General features: G+C 68.8%; 18 protein-coding genes. 14 read left to right on the top strand and 4 right to left on the bottom strand.

The window, feature by feature from the left end:
* Window positions 1-117: 117 nt before the first annotated feature.
* Together AJAP_RS36415 and AJAP_RS36410 are read right to left on the bottom strand one after the other, a co-directional pair.
* Window positions 118-870 (bottom strand): enoyl-CoA hydratase, encoded by a 753-nt coding sequence (locus tag AJAP_RS36415; RefSeq protein WP_038520019.1) that lies wholly within the window; start codon window positions 868-870, stop codon window positions 118-120.
* 13 nt (window positions 871-883) lie between these two features.
* A complete protein-coding gene (locus AJAP_RS36410; RefSeq protein ID WP_005151923.1) occupies window positions 884-1,330 on the bottom strand; it encodes an Lrp/AsnC family transcriptional regulator in 447 nt (148 codons plus the stop codon).
* 74 nt (window positions 1,331-1,404) lie between these two features.
* On the opposite strand from AJAP_RS36410, the gene ddaH reads away from it, so the two are divergent.
* The 3 genes from ddaH to AJAP_RS36395 all read left to right on the top strand — a co-directional run bounded on the left by ddaH (window position 1,405) and on the right by AJAP_RS36395 (window position 3,770).
* On the top strand, window positions 1,405-2,250 hold the full coding sequence (ddaH, locus tag AJAP_RS36405; protein ID WP_172843537.1) for a dimethylargininase: 846 nt from the start codon (window positions 1,405-1,407) through the stop codon (window positions 2,248-2,250).
* A 91-nt stretch (window positions 2,251-2,341) separates the two neighbouring features.
* A complete protein-coding gene (locus tag AJAP_RS36400) occupies window positions 2,342-2,998 on the top strand; it encodes a polysaccharide deacetylase family protein (RefSeq protein ID WP_038520016.1) in 657 nt (218 codons plus the stop codon).
* 106 nt (window positions 2,999-3,104) lie between these two features.
* A complete protein-coding gene (locus AJAP_RS36395; protein WP_037335914.1) occupies window positions 3,105-3,770 on the top strand; it encodes a glycoside hydrolase family 75 protein in 666 nt (221 codons plus the stop codon).
* Between the two features lie 64 nt (window positions 3,771-3,834).
* On the opposite strand, the gene AJAP_RS36390 is transcribed toward AJAP_RS36395, so the two are convergent.
* Entirely contained in the window at window positions 3,835-4,836 is a 1,002-nt protein-coding gene (locus AJAP_RS36390; protein WP_038520014.1) for a dehydroquinate synthase/iron-containing alcohol dehydrogenase family protein, read from the bottom strand.
* Between the two features lie 361 nt (window positions 4,837-5,197).
* Here AJAP_RS36390 and AJAP_RS36385 point away from each other — a divergent pair, with 361 nt between their 5' ends.
* The 11 genes from AJAP_RS36385 to AJAP_RS36335 all read left to right on the top strand — a co-directional run bounded on the left by AJAP_RS36385 (window position 5,198) and on the right by AJAP_RS36335 (window position 21,290).
* Window positions 5,198-6,514 (top strand): nucleotide sugar dehydrogenase, encoded by a 1,317-nt coding sequence (locus tag AJAP_RS36385; protein ID WP_038524540.1) that lies wholly within the window; start codon window positions 5,198-5,200, stop codon window positions 6,512-6,514.
* A complete protein-coding gene (locus AJAP_RS36380; protein ID WP_038520011.1) occupies window positions 6,495-7,682 on the top strand; it encodes a glycosyltransferase family 4 protein in 1,188 nt (395 codons plus the stop codon). The genes AJAP_RS36385 and AJAP_RS36380 overlap by 20 nt, the downstream gene beginning before the upstream one ends.
* 139 nt (window positions 7,683-7,821) lie before the next feature.
* Window positions 7,822-9,102 carry a YveK family protein gene (locus AJAP_RS36375; protein ID WP_051972697.1) on the top strand — a complete coding sequence of 427 codons (1,281 nt, stop codon included), beginning with the start codon at window positions 7,822-7,824 and terminating at the stop codon, window positions 9,100-9,102.
* A complete protein-coding gene (locus AJAP_RS36370) occupies window positions 9,099-10,697 on the top strand; it encodes a Wzz/FepE/Etk N-terminal domain-containing protein (protein WP_038520005.1) in 1,599 nt (532 codons plus the stop codon). The genes AJAP_RS36375 and AJAP_RS36370 overlap by 4 nt, the downstream gene beginning before the upstream one ends.
* 15 nt (window positions 10,698-10,712) lie before the next feature.
* Complete coding sequence (asnB, locus tag AJAP_RS36365) at window positions 10,713-12,608, top strand: asparagine synthase (glutamine-hydrolyzing) (protein ID WP_038520002.1); 1,896 nt, start codon at window positions 10,713-10,715, stop codon at window positions 12,606-12,608.
* Window positions 12,609-12,623: 15 nt separating this feature from the next.
* Complete coding sequence (locus AJAP_RS36360; protein WP_038520000.1) at window positions 12,624-14,804, top strand: bi-domain-containing oxidoreductase; 2,181 nt, start codon at window positions 12,624-12,626, stop codon at window positions 14,802-14,804.
* Window positions 14,804-16,750 carry a heparinase II/III family protein gene (locus tag AJAP_RS36355; RefSeq protein WP_038519997.1) on the top strand — a complete coding sequence of 649 codons (1,947 nt, stop codon included), beginning with the start codon at window positions 14,804-14,806 and terminating at the stop codon, window positions 16,748-16,750. The genes AJAP_RS36360 and AJAP_RS36355 overlap by 1 nt, the downstream gene beginning before the upstream one ends.
* A complete protein-coding gene (locus AJAP_RS36350) occupies window positions 16,747-18,270 on the top strand; it encodes a right-handed parallel beta-helix repeat-containing protein (RefSeq protein ID WP_038519995.1) in 1,524 nt (507 codons plus the stop codon). The genes AJAP_RS36355 and AJAP_RS36350 overlap by 4 nt, the downstream gene beginning before the upstream one ends.
* A gap of 1 nt (window position 18,271) precedes the next feature.
* A complete protein-coding gene (locus tag AJAP_RS36345; protein WP_051972696.1) occupies window positions 18,272-19,480 on the top strand; it encodes an O-antigen ligase family protein in 1,209 nt (402 codons plus the stop codon).
* Entirely contained in the window at window positions 19,477-20,658 is a 1,182-nt protein-coding gene (locus tag AJAP_RS36340) for a glycosyltransferase family 4 protein (protein ID WP_038519992.1), read from the top strand. The genes AJAP_RS36345 and AJAP_RS36340 overlap by 4 nt, the downstream gene beginning before the upstream one ends.
* A complete protein-coding gene (locus AJAP_RS36335; RefSeq protein ID WP_038519990.1) occupies window positions 20,655-21,290 on the top strand; it encodes a phosphatase PAP2 family protein in 636 nt (211 codons plus the stop codon). The genes AJAP_RS36340 and AJAP_RS36335 overlap by 4 nt, the downstream gene beginning before the upstream one ends.
* Here the strand turns inward: AJAP_RS36335 and AJAP_RS44560 are convergent.
* A complete protein-coding gene (locus tag AJAP_RS44560; protein WP_228694749.1) occupies window positions 21,274-21,915 on the bottom strand; it encodes a hypothetical protein in 642 nt (213 codons plus the stop codon). The two genes, AJAP_RS36335 and AJAP_RS44560, sit on opposite strands and share 17 nt — an antisense overlap.
* Window positions 21,916-22,026 lie beyond the last annotated feature (111 nt).

Here is a 22,026-nt window from a genome sequence, read left to right as displayed (position 1 = left end):
GCTCGTCGCTGAGCGGGGGTTATCCGGTTTATCTGTTACCGATGGTAACGGTCGGCGATGCGGCTCGATTGTGAGCCGTATCTCCTTCCAGCGTAGTGAAGTCCGGTCGGGGAACGGTCAGCGGCCGGTCATCGACGCCCGCAGCCTGGCGAGCCTTTCGGTGAACGCGGGTGCGGTGAGTGACGCCACCTGAGGCTCGATCTCGGCGTCGACGGCGGCCGAATGGTCGGTCAGTGCGGAGGTGTGACGAAGCGTGCGCTTCGTCGCCAGAAGGACGTCTCGCGGAGCGTCGACGGCGGGTTTCGCCAGTTCACGGGCGGCCTCGACCAGATCTCCTTCGACGAGCCGGAGCGCGAGCCCGCATTCGACAGCGGCTTCGGCGCCGACGACCTCACCGAAGAGTGTCATCGCCGTGGCCTTCTGCGGGCCGACGAGCCGCTGGATCATCCACGTCATCCCGCCGCCGGGATGGATGCCGAGATCGAGAAATCTGGCCACGAACTTCGCCTTCGGTCCCACGATGCGGACGTCCGCGGCGAGCGCGAGGTTCAGTCCGGCGCCCACGGCCGCCCCGCCGACGGCGGCGATCGTCGGCAGGGAACACCGCGCCACCGAGAGGAAACCGTCATAGATCGCGCGGAGCCCGTCCTCCCGGGCGCTGGCGAGCGTGTCCAGGTCGGCGCCCGCGCAGAACGCCGGCGGCGCGCCGGTGACGACCAAGGCGTGGACGCTCTCGTCGGCTTCGGCGCGTGAGACAGCCTCGGCCAGCTGGGCGGACAGGTCGAGGGTCAGTGCGTTGCGGGTCGCGGGCGCGTCGATGGTGAGCACGGCGACGCCGCCGTCATGGCTGGAGTGGATCTGATCGGTCACGCGGTCGAGGGTGTCACGCTTCGGGCGTCGGCGGGCGCTCCAGTAGCCGGGACAGGACGACGGTGGACACCGTGCGGTCGACGATCTCCAGTCCGCGCAGCCGTTCCAGCGCGGTCTCCAGGTGGTGGATGTCCGAAGCGCGCAGATGGACGATCGCATCGGCCGCGCCGGACACCGTGTAGGCCGCGACGACCTCGGGCAACGGTTCCAGCCGGGCCCGGATCCGGGCCGGGGTGATGTTGCCGTTGCAGGTCATCTCGACGAAGGCCTCGGTGCCCCAGCCCAGCGCCTCGGGGTCCACGACCGCGGTGAACCCGCGCAGGACCCCGGTTTCGAGCAGTCTGTCGACCCGTCGTTTCACCGCGGGCGCGGACAGGCCGACGACTTTGCCGATGTCGGCGTAGCTGGACCTCGCATTGGCCATCAGGCATGAAACGATTCGCTGGTCGATGGTGTTCACACGCAATGTTTAGCAGGTATATGCGCAGCGAACAGCGATTGATTGCGGAATTAGGTGAGCCTTACCCTTCGGGTATGCCGGAACTGGAGCAGCAGCCCCGTGTACCCACGACGCGCCGCTACCTCATGTGCCCGCCGCGGTACTTCGCGGTGGATTACGTCATCAACCCGTGGATGGACCCGTCGGTCCCGGTCAGCGTCGACGCCGCGATGGCGCAGTGGACCGAACTCCGCGACACCTACCGACGCCTCGGCCACACCGTCGAGGAGATCGACGCCCAGCCCGGCCTGCCCGACATGGTGTTCGCCGCGAACTCCGGCACCGTCGTCGACGGGCGGGTCCTCGGCTCGCGGTTCCGCGCCCCGCAGCGCACCGCCGAGGCCGAGCACTTCCGCCGCTGGTTCGTCGAGCACGGCTACCGCGACATCACCATGCCCGAGAAGATCAACGAAGCCGAAGGCGACTTCGCGTGGACCGGCAAGGTTCTCCTCGCCGGCACCGGCTTCCGCACCGACCCGGCCGCGCACGCCGAAGCGCAGGAGGTCCTCGGCGTCCCGGTCGTCTCGCTGCGGCTGATCGACCCGAGCTACTACCACCTCGACACCGCGCTGTTCGTGCTCGCCGAGGCGACCGACACGACGTCCGCCCAGATCGCCTACTACCCGGAGGCCTTCTCGGCCGGGTCGCGGAAGGTGCTGGAGCGGATGTTCCCCGACGCGGTAATCGCGGACCGTGCCGACGCGGAGTGCTTCGGCCTCAACGGGGTGTCCGACGGTCGCAACGTCGTCCTGCCGGTCGAGGCGACCGGATTGGCGGCGCGGCTGACCGAACGCGGCTACGAGGTCGTCTTCCTGGACATCTCCGAGCTGCGGAAGGCCGGCGGCGGCCCGAAGTGCTGCACCCTGGAGATCCGCAAGTAATCCATTAGTGGACACCTTGCGGGATCATGTAACTACTCCATTCGCCAACGCGATTAATCGGGAAACACACTCGGTCCCGAATGAGGCGCGGATGGTGATCCTGGCGATTGGCGGCGTGGGCAAACCCGTGCGCGCGCTGGATCCAGGCGAAAACGAAACATGGGTGACCGTCGAGCAGTTCGAGCGGGTGCTCGACTCGGTGGCCGGACGCGAAGACGTCGGGCTCACCTTCGACGACGGCAACGTCTCGGACGTCGAGATCGCGCTCCCCAGACTGGTGGAGCGCGATCTCACGGCCGAGTTCTTCCCGCTCGCCGGCCGGATCGGGCAGCGGGGTTTCCTCGACGCCGACGGCCTTCGTGAACTGGTCGAGGCGGGCATGTCGATCGGTTCGCACGGCTGGGAGCACCGCGACTGGCGGCGGCTCGACGGCAGGCACGCCCGGCGCGAACTCGAAATCGCGCCGAAACTGCTCGAGGATCTGAGCGGCGAACCCGTGCGCGCGTACGCGCCGCCGTTCGGCGCCTACGACCGGCGGGTGCTCAGCAGGCTCCGGCGTTCCGGCGCGACGCGGGTCTACACGCACGAAGGCGGGGCGGTGTCGCGCGACAGCTGGCTGCGGCCGCGCACGGAGGTCCGGCACGACATCGACCAGGAATGGATCGACGGCGTGCTCGGTAACCGGGATGGCCTGTACCGCCGAGCGGGACGGGCCATGGCGCGGGTCGCCAGGCTTGCCCGCTTTTGACCGGTTTTCTTTGTATTGTGGGAAAATAACCCTTGAGCTGAGCGATCGGCGAAGGCATTCTGAGCACCCTCGATAAAGAAGCTTTATTAACTAAGGGGTGCACGGTATGCGGAAACTGCTCCTGTTCTCGGCGATGGTGGTGGCCGCCGGACTGGCCCCCGCGGCGACGGCCGCGGCCGCCCCTTCGATCCAGGCGGGTCCGACGGCGCAGCAGCTGCTGGCGAAGACCACCAGCTGCAAGCAGGTCTCGAACGGCAAGTACAAGACCGACGAGGAGACCGGCCGGACTATCGCGGTCTGCGACGCGGGAAGCGCCGTGTTCTGGAAGGCCGACATGGACGTCGACTGCGACGGGCAGCCGACCGCGCGGTGCAACAAGAACACCGACCCGTGGTTCCAGGACGGCACCGCGTACCCGCGCTCCGACGGCAAGGCGCTGGTCGCCGACGAGACGCCCTACATCGTCGTGCCGAGCATCAGCAGCACGTGGAACTTCGAGAAGGCCGGTCTCAAGGGCGCCGGTTCGTGCGCGGTGATCTACAACAACAAGGTGCTCTACACCGTCATCGGTGACACCGGCCCGAAGGACATCATCGGCGAAGCGTCCTACGCGACCGCGAAGGCGCTGGGCATCAACCCGGACCCGAAGAACGGCGGCGTCGACTCGGGCGTCACGTACATCTGCTTCAAGAACTCGAAGGTCTCGCCCATCGAGAACCACGGGAAAGCGACTTCCGTTGGGGAGGGGCTCGCGGCGAAGTGGGTCGGGTAAAAGACGTCGTGAGTGGTAAGTGACGTTCTAACGTCACTTACCACTCACGACCACCGTGACCGTTCTACCGTTCGCCGCACTGCGAACAAGTCGTCGTCCGTGCCCCTGCCGGGTTCCAACCTTCGCGAACCAGAATGGTGCGGACCTCGGCGGCCACCTCGCACGGCGAGGTCTGGACGTCGTGCCAGCCGTAGACGAGTCTTGCCCGTCCTGCCAGTTCGGCCGCGTTGTCCCGTCGGCGATCCCGGAATGCGATGCCTGCCATCGCATGGGTCGCCCGACCGTCGAGCCGGACCGTCATCGCGGCGCCGTGATCGTCGTAGGTGACGTCCTCCCAGAGCGTTTTGCCGTCCACTTCGATCGGCGTCTGCCGGTTTCCACGCGGTAATCCGTGCTCGTCCTCGACCTTTTCCAGGTATGCCACTTCGAGAGCCGACATCAATCCCCCACCGACGAGTGCGAGGCCGTATCGAATGGCGGGCCGATAGCGGAACGGCGGCCGGACCAGCACGCACGCCTCCATGGCGGCCACGGACGTCCTGGTCCGGCCGAGCAAGTCGACGATGGTGTTCGTCGCCTGGTGCGGGGTCCGCTGGGCGGTGGCCAGATCGAGGATCGTGTCCGTCACGTTGCTTCGTGGGGGATTCGTTCCCGCGGCGATGTGCGGCAGCGCGCGAGACCTGTGCACGATGACAAAGGGAGCCTGCGAGATCGCGGAGAAGGTGTACGGAACCGTGATTTCGACAGGACCTTCGATGACAGGGAGAATTTTCCATTCTTCGGCGGCCGTTCGATGGCTCAAGATCGCGTACCCGCCTCCGTAGAGCAGCGCGGCTTGGATCTTCGCCGAGCGTGACAAATCGCCGGTGAATGTCGAGTAAACCCTTGGGAGAACCCGCTGCCAGCGTCCGGCCGCGAGATTCGCCCTGATGTCCGACATGGTTTGACCGTAGGCGTGCAATTGCCGCCTCGAGACGATTCCCTGTTGCTCCGCCAGGAGGATCGGCCAGCTCGGGCGTTGTCCGGCTGGAACGGACTCTTCCGACCAGCGTTTGTTGATGGGCACCCTCTGACGATCGCCGGTGGAGGGTCGTGGCGGGTGGCTCGAAGCGGATCTGTGGACAAGCAGCGGGGGAGGGCGGTGGCTGTGGATAACCGAGGCGGGGTGGTCGTGAGTGGTAAGTGACGTTAGAACGTCACTTACCACTCACGACCAACCGGACCCATCCCTCGCCGCCGCCCGCGCGCTCCCGAGATCGTTACGCGTCCCTTACGCGCGCCCTGTAGCGTTTCGCGCCCTTCGAACGATGAGTAATTCCCTTGCCGCACAGGCATTCCGCCAAAAGCAGGCGAACGACGGACACCGGTAACGAACCCGGTCCCACGGCCGACCAACGGGCAGCGGAATGCGGCTGGAGGAATTCGTCATGAAGATCAGTGTCTTCGGGCTCGGTTACGTCGGTTGCGTGTCGGCGGCGTGCCTGGCCGGACGCGGGCACGAGGTCGTCGGGGTCGACGTGAACCCGGTGAAGATCGAACTCGTCTCCAGCGGCAAGGCGCCGGTGGTCGAGGAGCGGATCGGGGAATTGACCGCGCAAGTGGTCGCCGAGGGCAAGCTGAGAGCGACCACCGACGTCAGACAGGCGATCGCGGACAGCGAAGTCTCCCTGATCTGTGTCGGTACCCCGTCCGCGCCGAACGGCAGCCTGTCGACGGCGTTCCTGGAGCGCGTCGCCGAGGAAATCGGCGAAGCGCTCCGAAACAAGACCGAGCGCCACACGGTCGTCTTCCGCAGCACCATGCTCCCCGGCACCTGCCTGGACCTGCTCGTCCCCATCCTCGAGAAGTCGTCCGGCCGCACCGCCGGCGTCGACTTCGGCGTCGCGGTGAACCCCGAGTTCCTGCGCGAGGGGAGCAGCGTCAAGGACTTCTTCGACCCGCCCAAGACCGTCATCGGCGAGCTCGACCCGGCCAGTGGCGACGTCGTCGCGGCGCTGTACGAAGGGCTTCCCGGCGAGGTCTTCCGCGTCGCGATCCCGGTCGCCGAGATGACGAAGTACGCCGACAACTCCTTCCACGGGCTCAAGATCGGCTTCGCGAACGAGCTCGGCGCGATCTGCCGCGCGCTGGGGCTCGACTCGCACCAGGTGATCGACGTCTTCCTCGCCGACCGCAAGCTCAACATCAGCCCCGCCTACCTCCGCCCCGGGTTCGCCTTCGGCGGCTCGTGCCTCCCCAAGGATCTACGCGGCCTGGTCTATGCCGCGCACCGCGCGGACGTCGCCGTCCCGATCCTCTCGCACGTGCTGCCCTCCAACGACGAACACCTCCAGCGTGCCTTCGACCTGGTCGCGCGCACCGGAAAACGCAAGATCGGCCTGTTCGGCCTGTCGTTCAAACCCGGCACCGACGACCTCCGCGAGAGCCCGCTCGTCGAGCTCGCGGAGCGGCTGCTCGGCAAGGGTTACGACCTCCGCATCTACGACGCCAACGTCAGCCTTTCGCGGCTGATGGGCGCGAACCGCGAGTACATCGAGGGCAGGCTGCCGCATCTCGGCCAGCTGCTGGCCGGCTCCATCGGCGAGGTCGTCGACCACGCCGAGGTCTGCCTCGTCGGCTCCTCCGACCCGGAGGTTCTCGCGGCGCTCCCGGCCGGTGGCGGCCACACCATCATCGATCTCGTCCGCGTACCCGACGCCGCCGAGCGCCGGGCTGAAGAGGGATATGTCGGTCTTGCCTGGTAAAGCTCTCATCCTCGTCGAGAACCTTTCCGTCCCCTTCGATCGCCGCGTCTGGCAGGAGTGCCAGACCCTCCGCGACGCCGGCTGGGAAGTCCACGTCATCTGTCCACAAGGGACGAAACGGGACACCGAAGCCGAGGTCACCATCGACGGCGTCCACATCCTGCGGTACCCGCTGAAGGCCGCCACCGGTGGTCCGGCCGGATACGTCCAGGAGTACGGATCCGCGCTGTGGCACACGCTCCGGCTCGCCCGCAAGGTCGGCCGGGTCGACGTGGTGCACGCCTGCAATCCGCCGGACCTGCTGTTCCTGGTCGCGCTGTACCTCAAGCGCCAGGGCGCGAAGTTCATCTTCGACCAGCACGACCTCTGTCCCGAGCTGTACCTCTCGCGCTTCGACCGCGGCGAGGACTTCCTGTACCGCGCGGTCTGCGCGCTGGAGCGCCGCACCTACAAGACGGCCGACGTCGTCATCGCGACCAACGAGAGCTACAAGGACGTCGCCGTGAAACGCGGCGGAAAGTCGCCGGACGACGTCTTCGTCGTGCGCAGCGCGCCGGTGGTCGAGCGGTTCCACCTGGTGCCTGCCGAGCCCGAACTGAAGAAGGGCAAGCCGCATCTGCTGGCATACCTCGGCGTGATGGGCCCGCAGGACGGCGTCGACTACGCGTTGCGCGCGCTCGCTTCGCTGCGTGACGAGGTCGGCCGCGACGACTGGCACGCCGTCTTCATCGGTTCCGGTGACGCCTTCGACGCCATGGTGGCGTTGTCCAAGGAACTGAAGCTCGACGATCAGGTCGAGTTCACCGGCCGGATCTCCGACGAGGATCTGCTGCGCTACCTGTCCTCGGCCGACGTCTGCCTGTCGCCGGATCCGCTGAACCCGCTCAACGACGTGTCGACCATGAACAAGATCATGGAGTACATGGCGATGAGCCGTCCGATCGTCTCCTTCGAACTGCGGGAGGCCTGCGTTTCGGCCGGGGAGGCCGCGCTGTACGCGCCGGCGAACGACGAACCGGAGTTCGCGAAGCTGATCGCGCATCTGCTCGACTCGCCGGAGCAGCGGGCGGAGATGGGTGAGCTGGGGCGGGCACGCGTCGCCGGTCCGCTCTCGTGGGAGAACTCCCAGAAAGCCCTGCTCGCGGCCTACGCGGCCGCGGTCCGGTGATCGACATCCCGGTCGCGTTTTGAACAAGACTCGGGCAATCCTGTAACCAACATCGCGGTCGCTCCGACGGGATTGATGCTGCACCCGCACGCACCGATGGGAGACCCCGGCTTTGACTGACGACACGGTGCGCCTGTCCATGATCGGACAGGTCTTGCGCGGGCGATGGCGGACCTTGGTGGTCCTCGCCGTGCTCGGCGCCCTGATCGGCGCGGGATCGTCGGTGATCCTTTCGCCCGGCTATCGGACGACGTCCAGTGTCCTGCTGCAGGGCCCGCGCGAGGCGGACGAACTGCTCACCCAGGCCGAGGTGGCGACCAGTTCGGTCGTGCTCGACCGGGCCGCCGCCGGCCTCGGCGACGGGATGACCGGCGCCGAGCTGCGGGACAGGGTGGCCACCTCGGTCGCACAGGGCAATGTCATCACCATCGAGGCCACCGGTGACACCGCCGAACAGACGCAGCGGATGGCCGATCAGATCGCGAGCGAGTTCGTGAAGTACTCGACGCAGATCATCGCCGGTTCCGGTGACGCGGCGGTCCAGCTGGCGCAGGAACGCCGCGAGACGCTGCGCCAGCAGGTCCAGCAGACGAACCAGCGCATCAGCGAACTCTCCGCGAAGGTCAACGAAGGCAAGACGACCGTGGAGAGCGTCCAGCTCCGCACCGAACTGCAGGGCCTGCGCTCGTCGATCGAGTCGGCGATGTCCAGTTTGAACGCGGCCGACACGGCCAGCGGCCTCGGCAACATGGTCGTCCTCGGCTCGGCCGAGCTGCCGTCTTCGGCGGCGGCGCCCACGCTCCCGCAGCTCGCCCTCGGCGGCGCGGCGCTGTTCTTCCTCATCGGCCTGTTCGGTCACCTCTTCACCGCCCGCACCGACCGGCGGCTGCGGGACGAGGAGGAGATCGCCGCGGCGATCGGCGGCCCGGTGCTCGCCACCTTCGACGCCGTGGAGCGGCCGCCCGCCGGCACCACGGTGCGGGCCAAACTCCTCCGTGACGACAGGCCGTGGAACGTCCCGCGGATCGATGTCGCCGCCGACGAGATCGACTCCGACGTCCTCTACCGGCGCCTGGTCTCCCGGCTGCCGCACCGGCGGCTGCTCGTGCTCGCCGCGGACGGCGACCCCGCCGGGCAGGCGGCAGCCGAACGGCTCGCCGCGCTCGCCGGCCGGTGGCTCACCGTCGTGACGGTGTCCCCGGCACGGCCGGTCGTCGCGGACACCGACGCGGACGGGGTCGTCGTCGTGACGAGCCTCGGCTCCCGGTCCGCGTGGGAGCTGGTCGGGATCGCCGAAGCGATCGCCGACGCCGGTCTCGCCATGGTGGGCACCGTGCTGATCCGGCCGGTCCGGCCGACCCGCGCCCGGCCCGGCGCGCCCACCCCGTCCGACCACGAAGCACTGGCAGGTACCGCGTGACCAGCGCCGAAAAAACGAAGTCAGAACCGCTCATCGATCTGCAGCGGCTGGTCGTCTCGGTACGGAGACGACGCCGGATGTGGGTGGCCACCGCCCTGCTGGGGCTGATCGCCGGCGGGCTGGTCGCGATGCTCCTGCCGTCGCCGCCCACCGCGGTCGCGCAGATCCTCGTGATCCACCCCGACGACTCGCCGACCGACAGCGGAACGCTGATGCGGACCGACGTCGCCGTGCTCGAGACGACGAAGACCGCGGGCGAGGCGCTCAAGAAGCTGAACAGCACGCAGCCGCCGGAGGAGTTCCTCAAGGATTACGAGGGGCTCGGCCTGACGAACAACGTGCTCCAGCTGACGGTCAAGGGCAAGACCAAGGACGAGGCGCTGGCCCGCGCGCAGGCGATCTCGGACGCCTTCATCGCCGAGTACATCGGCCGCAACCAGGCGGCCGCGGCGGCGCAGCAGAAGGCCCTGCTCGACCAGCGCAACCAGGCCCAGAACGAGCTCACCCCGATCGAAGCGTCGATCGTCACCGAAGAGGCCAAGGGCCGCAACGCCAACCCCGCCCAGCTGGAGCGGCTGTACTCGCGCCGAGCGGAGCTGACGTCCAAGATCTCCGACTACGACGGCCGCGCGCAGGAGGCGGGCATCGGCACGCCGAAGGTCGCCGCCGGGACGCAGATCGTGGACGCGCCGCGGATCCTGCCGCGTTCGCTGCTCAAGACCCTCGCCACCGACGCCGGGATCGGCTTCGCGCTGGGCTTGCTCGCCGGGCTGGGGCTCGCGGCCATCACGAGCGTGGTGAAGGACCGGCCGGTGCTGCGCCGCGAGATCTCGCAGCACCTCGGCGCTTCCGTGATCGCACAACTGCCCAAGCCACCCCGGTTCCTGCGCCGCTCGCGCGCGGTGACCCGGCGGCGGCGGGTCGCGGCGACCCTGGTCCGCGCGGTCCGCCAGGAGGGCGGTTCGGTGTCGCTGCTCGACCTCGGAGCCCGCCAGGTCACCGCCGCGCTCGCCGTCGACATGGCGGGCGAGCTGGCCGAAAAGGGGCCGGTGTCGCTCGTCGACGACCTGCCGAAGACGAACCTCCGCGAACTGGCGGGCGAAGGCCCGATCCAGGTGCTGGACCGCGGCGACGCCCCGATGGCCGCGCAGGAACGGCGCATCGGCGTCGGCTCGATCGAGCCCGGCACGGCGTGGACCGACCTCGAATCCCTCGGCCAGGAGACGATCCTCGTCGTGCGCACCGGGCACGCGAACACCGAATGGCTGCACACCGTCGCCCGTCAGCTGGCGGACCGGCGGATCCCGATCATCGGCGTCGTCGTGGTGGACCCGGATCCGCGCGACCACACCGACGGGACGCTGTGGGACGGCCTGCACACCGCGTTGCGCGGTCGCGCCGGCGCCGTGCCGGAGCGCAAGGCCCCGCCGGAACGACGGACGCCGAGGCCGGTGGTGAAGCCGGTCGAGATGTTCCCGCGGGAGAAGAAGAGCGCGCGGCGGCATCCGACCCCGTACAAACGCGCCGACGACAACGCCGATGCGCCGACCAAACGATTCTCGCCTGTGTCACCGGATAACGCGGAAGCGTTGTAGGGGGAGCGAAAGCAGATGTGCGGCATCGCAGGGGCCTACTTCTGGCCGGACGGGGGACCGCTCACCGATCGGCTCACGAAGACACTCGCCCACCGCGGACCGGATGGTTCCGGCAGGTACGACCACGGAGAAGTCCATTTAGGACATAGGCGCCTGTCGATCGTCGACCTGACCGAGACCGGCGCGCAGCCGATGGTCAAGGACGGGCTCGCGCTCACCTACAACGGCGAGCTGTATAACGCGCCAGAGCTGCGGAAGGAACTCGAAGCCGCCGGCGTGCGCTTCCGGGGCACGTCCGACACCGAGGTCCTGCTGGAAGCCTGGCGCGAATGGGGCACCGAGGGGCTGCACCGGCTCCGCGGCATGTTCGCGTTCGGTGTCTTCGACGAGCGTTCCGGTGAGCTGGTGCTGGTCCGCGATCAGCTGGGCATCAAACCGCTCTTCCTGGTGCGCCGCGGCAAGGGGGTCGCGTTCGCGTCCGAGCTGAAGGCGCTGGCCGCCGAGCTGGGCGGTTCGCTGACCGTCGACGACACCGCGCTCGTCGCTTCCCTGCTCTACTACTGGGTCCCGGACGGCCGCTGCGCGTTCCGTGAGGCCGAGAAGCTGCCGCCGGGCAGCTGGGCGCGGTTCCGGCCGAACGGCGACGTCGAACGCGGCACCTTCTGGTCGCTGCGCCAGGTCGCCGAAGAGGGCGCCGCCTATGAGGGCGAGTTCGACCTCAACGCCGTCATCGAAGACTCCACGCGCAAGCACCTGATCGCCGACGTGCCGGTCGCGACGTTCCTTTCCGGCGGGCTCGACTCCAGCTACCTGACCGCGCTCGCCGCGCGCGAGCGGCCGGGGATCTCCGCGTACACCATCGGTTTCCGGGCCGAGGACGCGAAGTTCGAGGCCATGCCGGACGACCTGATGTACGCGAAGAAGGTCGCCGCGAAGTTCGGCGTCGACCTGCACGAGATCGAGATCGCGCCGCAGGTGCTCGACCTGCTGCCCCGGATGACCTATCACCTCGACGAGCCGATCGGCGATCCGGCGGCGATCAACAGCTACCTGATCTGCACCGCCGCCCGCGAGGCCGGGGTCAAGGTGATGCTCTCGGGGATGGGCGCCGACGAGCTGTTCGCCGGATATCGCAAGCATCTCGCGAACAAGATCGCCGTCCAGTACCAACGGGTCCCCGGTCTCGTGCGGCGGCCCGTCGAGTCCCTTGTGGACAGACTGCCGGTGGCGACCTCGAAGCGCGGGTTCCGGTCGGTCCGGTTCGCCAAGCGGTTCCTCTCGTTCGCGGAGCTGCCCGAGGAGACCGCGTTCCGGCGCAGCTACACGATGTACGACCAGGCCGAACTCGCCGGTCTGCTGAACCCGGACCTCGCGGGCGCCGTCGACGACGTGATCACCGAACACGCGGACACCTATCACGACAACACGTTGTCGGATTTCGTGAACCGCATGTGCCTCGCCGATTCGCGGCTCTTCCTGCCCGGGCTCAACCTCGCCTACACCGACAGGTCCAGCATGGCCGCCTCCACCGAGGTGCGGACGCCGTTCGTCGACATCGAGGTCGTGAAGGCCGCGTTCCGGATCCCCGGGGACAAGAAGATCGTGAAGCGCCAAGGGAAGATGGCGCTCAAGGAAGCGGCGCTGTCCATTCTCCCCGCCGAGATCGTGCATCGGCCGAAGGGGCTGTTCAGCGCACCGCTGCGGGCTTGGATGAGCCGCGACCTCGCGCCGCTGGTGCGCGAGGTGACGAACGAAGGTGAATTGGTGAAGGCCGGGTTCCTCCGCCGGGAGGCCCTGCGGAAGCTCGTGGACGAAGACGCGTCCGGGCAGCAGGACCGGTCCAAGCATCTCTGGCACATCTTGACCCTCGAGTACTGGTATCGCGGCGCCGTTTCGGCCCGGACCACCTGATCGCTGAGGAGCGACGTGAAGCAGGTAGTGCAGAACTACAAGAGCGGGGAGCTGGCGCTCCTCGACGTCGAAGTGCCCGCGTGCAAAGCGGGGGGTGTGCTGGTCCGCACCGCCTATTCGCTGATCTCCACCGGCACCGAGATGATGAAGGTGTCCGAGGCGAGTCTTTCGCTGGTGGGCAAGGCGAAGGCCCGGCCGGATCAGGTCGCGAAGGTGATGCAGAGCGTCGCCACGAACGGGCTGGGCGCCACCTATCGCAAGGCGATGAACAAACTCGACTCGTACACGCCGCTGGGGTACTCGCTGTGCGGTGTGGTCGAGGAGGTCGGCGCGGGCATCGACGACGTCGCCGTCGGGGACCACGTGGCGTGCGCGGGGAACGAGCACGCGCTGCACGCGGAACTGAACTGGGTGCCCAAGAACCTGTACACCAAGGTGCCCGACGGCGTCGACCCGCGGCACGCCGCGTTCGGCACGGTCGGCTCGATCGCGATGCAGGGTGTCCGCCAGGGTGAACCGCAGATCGGCGACATCGCGCTGGTCATCGGGCTCGGCCTGATCGGCCAGCTGGTCGTGCAGCTCCTGGTCGCTTCCGGGGTCCGCGTGGTCGGTGTCGACCCGGACCCGTCCCGGTGCGCGCTGGCCGAGCAGCTCGGTGCCCTGAAGTGCGGCGATCCGGCGTCCGGCGTCGTCGACACCGCGGTCGCGGAGATCAGCTCCGGGCACGGCGTCGACCAGGTGTACCTCGCCGCGGGCGGCAGCACGAACGAGCCGGTGGAGCTGGCCGCGAAGTTGGCCCGCGACCGCGGCCGCGTGATCGACATCGGCAAATGCTCGCTGAACCTGCCATGGAACGCCTACTACGAAAAGGAACTCGACGTCCGGTTCTCCCGCTCGTACGGCCCCGGCCGCTACGACCCGGAGTACGAACTCGAGGGCCGCGACTACCCGATCGGCCAGGTCCGCTGGACCGAGCGCCGCAACCTCGCCTGCGTCGTCGACCTGATGGGCAGCGGCCGTCTCGACGTCGAGCCGCTGATCTCGCACGTCTCGGAATTCTCCGACGCCGTCGAGACGTACCGGAAGCTGAACGAGGGCGAGCTCAAGGCCGTCGCGGTGCTGTTCGAGTACGAGAAGCGCGCCGTCGCGGCCACCGAGCAGGTCGCCGAGGTCGCGCTCCCGGCGCCGGTGACTACCCGCGCGGTGCCGAAGATCGACACTCTGCGGGTCGGCTTCATCGGCGCCGGCAACTACGCGTCCTCGATGCTTCTCCCGCATCTCGTGGAGATGGAGTACCTCGACCTCTTCGAAGTCGTCACCACCTCCGCGCTCTCGGGCGCGAACGCCAAACGCAAGTTCGGCTTCGCCCGCGCCTCCACCGACGTCGACGCGATGCTCGAAGACGACTCGATCCACGCCGTGTTCATCGTGACCAGGCACAGCTCGCACGCCGAGCTGACCAGGCGCGCGCTGCTCGCGGGCAAGGCGGTCTACGTGGAGAAGCCGCTGGCGCTGTCGGAGAAGGAACTGGAGATCGTGCTCGGCGCGATCGAGGAATCCGGCAACGACCGGCTGCAGGTCGGGTTCAACCGCCGGTTCGCCCCGCTGCTGAACGAGTCGGTGCTCCACTTCGGACCGCGGATCGGCCCGGCCTCCGTGCGGTACCTGGTCAACGCCGGCCAGCTCGACGCCGGCAGCTGGTACAACCAGGCCGACAGCGAGGGTTCGCGGTTCGCGGGCGAGGGCGGCCACTTCATCGACACGGTCAGCTGGCTGCTCGGCTCCGACCCGGTCTCCGTGTACGCCACCGCGACCCCCGGCCACCAGGACCTGCAGATCCTGCTGCGCTACCCGGACGGCTCGACCGCGTCGATCGCGTACACCACCAGCGGTTCGCCGGCGTTCCCCAAGGAGACGATCGACGTCACCGCCGACGGCAAGGTGCTGAAGTTCGACGACTTCGCGCGCGCGTCGGTGTTCGGCCGCAAGAAGTGGGCGAGCTCCCGTATCCCCAAGGGCCGGGACAAGGGCCAGGCCGCCGAGCTCGAAGCGTTCGTCAACGCGCTGACGACCGGCGTCTCGATGCCGGTTTCCGTCGAGTCGCTCGTGTCGACGACGCTGGCCACGCTCGCGGTCAACCGCAGCCTCGAAACGGGTGCGCCGGTGCGGATCAACGCCAAGGAGGGGCTGGGCTGATGGATCCGTCCTGGTACCTGCGAAGACTGTCGAGGATGGGGCCCGCCGAGATCGCGGGCCGGGTCACCGACGTCGTGCGCAAACGCCAGTGGCGCGGGGTCGCGGGGGAGAAGGCGGTCTGGTCGCCGGACCGCCGGTTCGCGACGGTGCCCGGTGAGGACGTCCTCGCCGCCGTCTCGGGCGAAGCGGTGAAGGATCTGCTCGTCACCGCCGACCGGCTGATGGACGGGCGCGCCGAGTACTTCGGCGTCGAGCGCGACGACCTCGTCGATCCGGATTGGTCATACGATCCGAAGACCGGCCGTCGCGCACCGTCCGATGTGTACTCCTTCGACATCCAGTACCGGAGCGAGGAGACCGTCGGCGACATCAAGCAGATCTGGGAGCCGTCGCGGCATCAGCACCTCACCGTGCTGGCCGCCGCGTACGCCCTGACCGGCGACGACCGGTATGCCGAACGCGTGGCCGCGCACCTCGGGTCGTGGTGGGCGGCCAACCCGCCGATGCGCGGGGTGCACTGGGTCAGCGGGATCGAACTCGGCATCCGGCTGCTGTCGTGGGTGTGGGTGCGGCGGCTGCTCGATGGCTGGGCACAGGCCCCGGCGCTGTTCGAGGACAACCCCGTGGCGCTCAACCAGATCTGGCATCACCAGCGCTGGCTGGCCGCGTTCCCCAGCCGGGGTTCGTCGGCGAACAACCACGTGATCGCGGAGGACGCCGGACAGCTCGCCGCGGCCTGCGCGTTCGCCTGGTTCCCCGAGTCCGGCCAGTGGCGGGATTCGGCGCTCGCGTCGCTGGACAAGATGCTGCGGCACAACACCTTCGACTCCGGTCTCAATCGTGAACTCGCGACCGAGTACCACGGGCTCGTCCTGGAGCTGGGGCTCGCCGGGGCGCTGGAGGCGAAGGCCGCCGGGGTCACGGTGCCCGAGTCGACCTGGCTCGTGCTGCTCCGGATGACCGACGCGCTGGCGTCCATTGTGGACAACAAGCTGCGGCCGCCGCGGCAAGGCGACGCCGATGATGGCTTCGGCCTCATCGTCGACGGCGACGAGACCAGCCGCTGGGCATCGCTGGTCGACACCGGATCCGTCCTTTTCGGACGGTTGGACTGGTGGCCGGAGACTTCGGGTGGAGACGTCCGGACCCAGCTCTTCTCCGCGCTGGCCAAGGACATCCAGGTCGCCGGGCGGCGTCCGGCGCGGCGGCGGGACGACTTCGCCGACGCCGGGATGACCATTCTGCGCGACGGCGGGATCTGGTGCCGGTGCGACGGCGGGCCGCACGGCTTCCTGTCCATCGCCGCCCACGCGCACGCGGACGCGCTCTCGGTGGAGGTCCGGCACGACGGCGTCGACATCCTCGCCGATCCGGGAACGTACTGCTACCACGGCGAACCGAAGTGGCGGTCGTACTTCCGGTCCACGGCCGGGCACAACACGCTCGAACTCTCCCGCACCGACCAGTCCGTCTCCGGCGGGCCGTTCCTGTGGACGAAACACGCGGTCACCACGGTGATCGCGGCGGGGACGCCGTCGCGCTGGAGCGCGGAACACGACGGCTACGCGCCGTCGGTGCACCAGCGTTCGGTGGAGCTGGACGGCACCGAACTGAGGATTCTCGACGAGGTCCGAGGCGGCGAGGCGCGGCACTGCCGTCTCGCGTTCCACCTCGGCCCCGCCGTCGAGGTCGCCCTGACCGGGAGCAGGGCCGTCCTGTCGTGGACGGTCGACGGCCAGGACAGGTCGGCCACGTTCGAGCTCCCACCGGAGCTCACCTGGTCGGCGCATCGCGGCGAAACCACGCCGCCGATGGGCTGGTACTCGGCGGGCTTCGGCCGCCGCGAGCCCGCGTGGACCCTGCTCGGTGGCGGAACCGCCGCCGACGGTGCCGCGTTCACCAGCGTGCTCACCTTCGAATCGGGTAACGAGGATCCACCATTGTGATCGCACGACCGCACCGCCTCCGCCGGGCAGCGCTTCTGGTGCTGCTCGGCTCGTTGACGCTCACCGCCTGCACGACCCCGGCCGACGAGCCGGGACCGGATCCGGCCAAGCCGCCGTCCGGTTCCGTCGCGCAAGTGTGCGACAAGCTGCCGGAGGGCCCGGCCGAAGCGCCGGCGGGGGCGGTGAAGATCGACCCCGCGGTGCCGGGTGATCTCGCCACGAAGACCCGCTCGAACCCGGCCGGGACGACGTTCTGGCTGGCACCGGGCACGCACCGGCTCGGCGACGACCGCTACGACCAGGTCAACCCGAAGCCGGGCAACGTCTACATCGGCGGCCCGAAGGCGGTCCTCGACGGCCGCAAGATCAACCAGTACGCCTTCTCCGGCAACGCCGCCGACGTCAAGATCCGTACCTTGACCGTGCAGGGTTTCGCCGCGCCGCACGACGAAGGCGTGGTCAACCACGACTCGGCCGACGGTTGGGTGATCGAGCAGAGCACCGTCCAGGACAACGACGGCGCGGCGCTGATGGCGGGCGCGCGGCAGCAGGTCCGCGGCAACTGCCTGCGGCGCAACGGGCAGTACGGGATGAACGCCTACGCGCAGAACAACAAGATCACCGGACTCGTCGTCGAGGGCAACGAGATCACCGGCAACAACACCGGCGACTGGGAAGCCAAGATCGACGGCTGCGGCTGCTCCGGCGGGATCAAGTTCTGGTCGGTCGACGGCGCGGACGTCACCGGCAACTGGGTGCACGACAACCGCGGCGTCGGCTTGTGGGCCGACACGAACAACAACGACTTCCGCATCGAGGCCAACGTCATCGAGAACAACGACGGCTCGGCGCTGATGTACGAGACCAGCTACAACGCCGTGATCGCCGGGAACACCATCCGCCGCAACAACTGGGTGGACGGCAAGCGCTACATCGACCGCGGCGACAGCTTCCCGGTGGCGTCGATCTACGTGTCCGAATCCGGCGGCGAGCCGAGGGTGAAGGCGCGGACGGACAAACTGGAGATCTCCGGGAACACGTTCGAAAACAACTGGAACGGCGTCACCCTCTGGGAGAACTCCGACCGGTTCTGCAACAGCCCGGCCAACACGTCGTCCGGTTCCTGCACCCGCCTGGTGCCGGAACAGGCGAAATGCGCGCAGCCAGCGATCGCGTCGGGCGGGCTGAACGCCGACTGCCGATGGAAGACCCAGCGCGTCGAGATCCACCACAACCGGTTCGTGCTCGACCCGGCCGTCGCGGGGTGCGAGGAGAGCTGCGCGCGGATGGCGATGCTCGCGAACTTCGGCACGTTCCCGGAGTGGTCGCCGTACAAGGGCGAGGTCGTCCAGCAGGCGATCACGTTCCACCAGGGCAACCGGCTCTACGACAACGTCTACTCCGGGCCGTGGAACTTCGTCGCGTTCGAGCCGAGCCGCGTGCTCGGCTTCGGCGAGTGGCAGGGCGCGCCCTACAAACAGGACCAGGGCAGCAAACTGACCCGTGCGGGAGGTGGCTGACATGCTCGAACCCGCGGTCCGTCCGGCGGTGGAGATCCGCAGCACCCCGAAGGCGGTCGGCATCGCCTGGACGTTGCTGATCATCAACACGCTGGGCTCGACGGGCGCGAAGACCGTCATCCCGCTGCCGAGGTCGGTCAGCCAGCTGATCACCATGGGCGCGCTGGGCGCCGCGTTCGTGATCGCGCTCGCGCTGAACGCCCGGCTGAAGATCAGGCCGAGCGCCTATCTCTTCCTGCTCACGGTGCTGCTGGTGCTGAGCGTGGTCGCGAGCCTGAACCTGGAAGGCGGCTTCGGCGCGCTGTTCCGCTGCTTCCGGTTCGCGCTGTTCATCAGCACCTTGTGGTTGCTGACCCGCTGGTGGAACGGCGGCCTCGACCTCGTCCGCACGCATATCCGGGCCTACGGCGTGGTGCTGGTGACGGTGGTGATCGGGCTCGCGCTGGGCCCGGGCAACGCGCTGCCGTTCGAATACGGCGGACGGCTCACCGGCACGCTGTGGCCGCTGACGCCGCCGCAGGTCGGCCAGTACGCGGCCATCGTCATCGGCCTCACGGTGCTGCTGTGGCTCGGCGGGAAACTGGAGCGGCGGAACGCGCTGGTGGTCATCGTGCCGTCGTTCGCGGTCCTGCTGCTGACCCACACCCGCACCGCGATGCTCGGCCTGGTGGCCGGGACCGTGGTGGCGCTGATGTCGCAGTGGATGTCCAGCGCCCGCGCGCGCAAGGTGTTCACCGGGCTGGTCCTCGCCGGGGTGTTCTGCGTGGTGGCGCTGGGCGGGCTGCTGCAGACCTGGTTCCTGCGAGGGCAGTCCGAGGAGAACTTCTCCAGCCTCACCGGCCGCGCGAAGGTGTGGGACGCGCTGCTCGACGCGCCGCGGACGACGCTGGAGTACCTGTTCGGCGTCGGGCTGACCGACAAGTCCTACGACGGGCTCCCGATCGACAGCAGCTGGCTCGCCGTCTACCACGAGCAGGGCTATGTCGGGATCGCGATCGTGGCCGCCTTCCTGCTGGTGCTGGTCGTGGTCGCGGTGCTGCGGCCGCCGTCGCCAGCCAGGGCCTGCGCGATCTTCCTGATCACCTACTGTCTTTCCGCCTCCTACACCGAGGCGGGCCTCGGCGACGCGTCGCCGTACCTGCTGCACCTGGCCTTGGCCGCATCGCTGCTGGTACGAAGCGACCCTGAGCTTTCCAAGGAGCCCGTGTGAAGGTCCTCGTGATCCACAACCGGTACCGATCCGAGCAGCCGAGCGGCGAGAACAACGTCGTCGACCAGGAGACCGCGCTGCTGGCCGAGGCCGGGCACGAGGTGGACCTGTTCGAGCGGCGCAGCGACGACATCGCGGAGATGTCGCTGTCGCGCAAGGCCGTCGTCCCGCTGCAGGTGCCGTGGAACCGGGCCGTGCGCGCGGAACTGGCCCGGCGCCTCGCCGACGACCGGCCGGACGTCGTCCACATCCACAACACGTTCCCGCTGCTTTCGCCGTCCGTGCTGGCCGCTTGCGCGGACGCCGGGGTGCCGACGGTCGCGACCGTGCACAACTACACGCTGATCTGCCCGCCCGGCACGCTGTACCGCGAGGGTTACATCTGCACCGACTGCGTGGGACGCAAGCCGATCCCGGCGGTGCGGCACGGGTGCTACCGCGGTTCGGGGCTCGCGACCGTGCCGATGGCGGCGAGCATGATGCTGAACCGCAACCGCTGGTGGTCCGGCGTCTCGAAGTTCTTCTGCATCTCACGCGCGCAACGCGAGATCCTGATCGCCGCCGGGATGCCGGCCGACCGGCTCGCGGTGAAGTACAACTACGTCACCGACCCGGGCAAGACGCGCAAGGGCGCGGGAGAGCACCTGCTGTTCCTCGGCCGGATCACCGAAGAAAAGGGCATCGGCCTGCTGATGAAGGCCTGGGATCAGCTCGCCGCTGCGGGTGGTCCGCTGCCGCCGCTGGTGATCGCCGGCACCGGCCCGATGCAGGACGAGGTCGCGCGCTGGGCCCACGGCCGCGACGACGTCCGCTACGTCGGCCTTCAGTCCAAAGTGGAGTGTCAAGACCTGATCGTCCGCTCGAACGCCGTCATCGCCCCGTCCGAATGGCTGGAGGCGTTCGGGCTGGTCGTGGTCGAAGCGATGGCCGCCGGCGTCCCCACCGTCGCCGCGGCCCACGGCGCCTTCCGCGAACTCGTCGAGGACGGCGTGACCGGCCTGCTGCACGAACCCGGGAACCCCGAGTCGCTCGCGGCCCGCCTGCGGGAGATCGTCGGCGACGCCGAACGGAACCAGGAGATGGGCTGGGCGGCGCGGCTGGTGTACGAGCAGGAGTTCACGCCGAAGGTCGGTCTCGAACGGCTGGTCGGCGGCTACCAGGCAGCGATCGACGCGTGATCACCGGCCCGCCCGCGATCCCGCCGCGGGCGCGAATCCCGCTCTGGACCCTGGGCGCCTTCGGCTTCGTCGTCGCCGTCGTCCTCGGCCTGCGCTACGCCGGTAGTTCGCACACCGCCGGACTGGATGCCCTCGTGCTCCCCGTCGTCGACCGCGTCGAGGGCCCGCTCTGGTACCTGGCGACCGCCATCGACTTCGCGGGGGAACCGGTGGGCGCGGTCGTGGTGATCGCCCTGTTCGGCTGGCTGTGCCTGCGGCACCGGCGGCAGCGGATCGCGATCCTGATGGTGGCCGCGAGCGCGGTGACGGTGGCGCTGACCACCGGGCTGAAACCCCTGGTCGGCAGGCTGATCCACGGCGAGTTCCTGTCGTATCCGAGCGGGCACACGGCCTTCGCGGTGACCGTCGCGACCGTCGTGGGGTTGCTGGTGGTCGACGTGCGCGGGCTCGGACCGGTCGGCGGCGCTTCGGTGCTGGTGGGGCTGATCGCTTTCGCGGGGCTCGCGATGGGGTGGGCCGAGGTGGCGCTGGGGGCGCACTATCCGACGGACACGTTCGGGGGCTTCGGGGTCGCTGTCGCGGTGGTGCCGGTGGTGGGGTGGGCGGTGGACCGGTTCACGCGGCCAGCTTGACGTTCGGCCGGGGCCGCGCCTGTGCCGTCCGGAACGCGGCCAACAACTCGTGCTCGACCTGCGCCGGCTCGGTTCGTAGCCGGGACGGCAACGTCTGGAGCACGACGATCCCCGCGGCGACATAACGGGCGTTGCGTGCGACGGTGGCGCGATGACCGTAGAGGTCGGCGTGGTGGCGGTAGGAATCGATCTCCCAGGCGAAGGCGCACTTGTCGCACCAGAAGTCCGGAGTGGCGATGTAGTTGCCGTTGGCGTCGAAGACCGGGACGTTCCAGTGGCCCGGCGGGAGGCCGGATCTTCGCCAGAGCCGCCAAGCGTCGGCCTCGGCCACGGATCTCGCTCCGGCGAGAAGCGGGGTCATGGCCCTTCTCGGTAGTGCGGTGCCGGTTCGACCCGCTTGGTCCAGTTCGTGGGTGAGCATGTCGGTGGTGCAGAACCGGCGTTGGACGGACTCGGCCATCATCGCCTGGATCTCGTCTTCGTCGGTGAGTCTTCGAGCGGCGTCGATGACGGCTCGGGGGACGGGGGCGACGGGGAGATCGCCGCGGAAGTGGGGCCGCGGCGGATGGCGGGTTCGTTCGACGTGGACGAACCCCGTCGTGGCGATCCTGCGATCGGCCGGCACCAGGATATGTACGTCCTGTGGCGGCGGTGGCCTCTCCAGGCCATGACGACGGAGGGCCCATAGGCCGGTCAGGATCGCGCTCTCGCGGCCGTGGAGGAGCGCCGCCTGGAG

Origin of the sequence: Amycolatopsis japonica (assembly GCF_000732925.1) — a bacterium.
Lineage (GTDB): Bacteria > Actinomycetota > Actinomycetes > Mycobacteriales > Pseudonocardiaceae > Amycolatopsis > Amycolatopsis japonica.
This window is presented reverse-complemented; position numbering and strand designations above follow the sequence as displayed.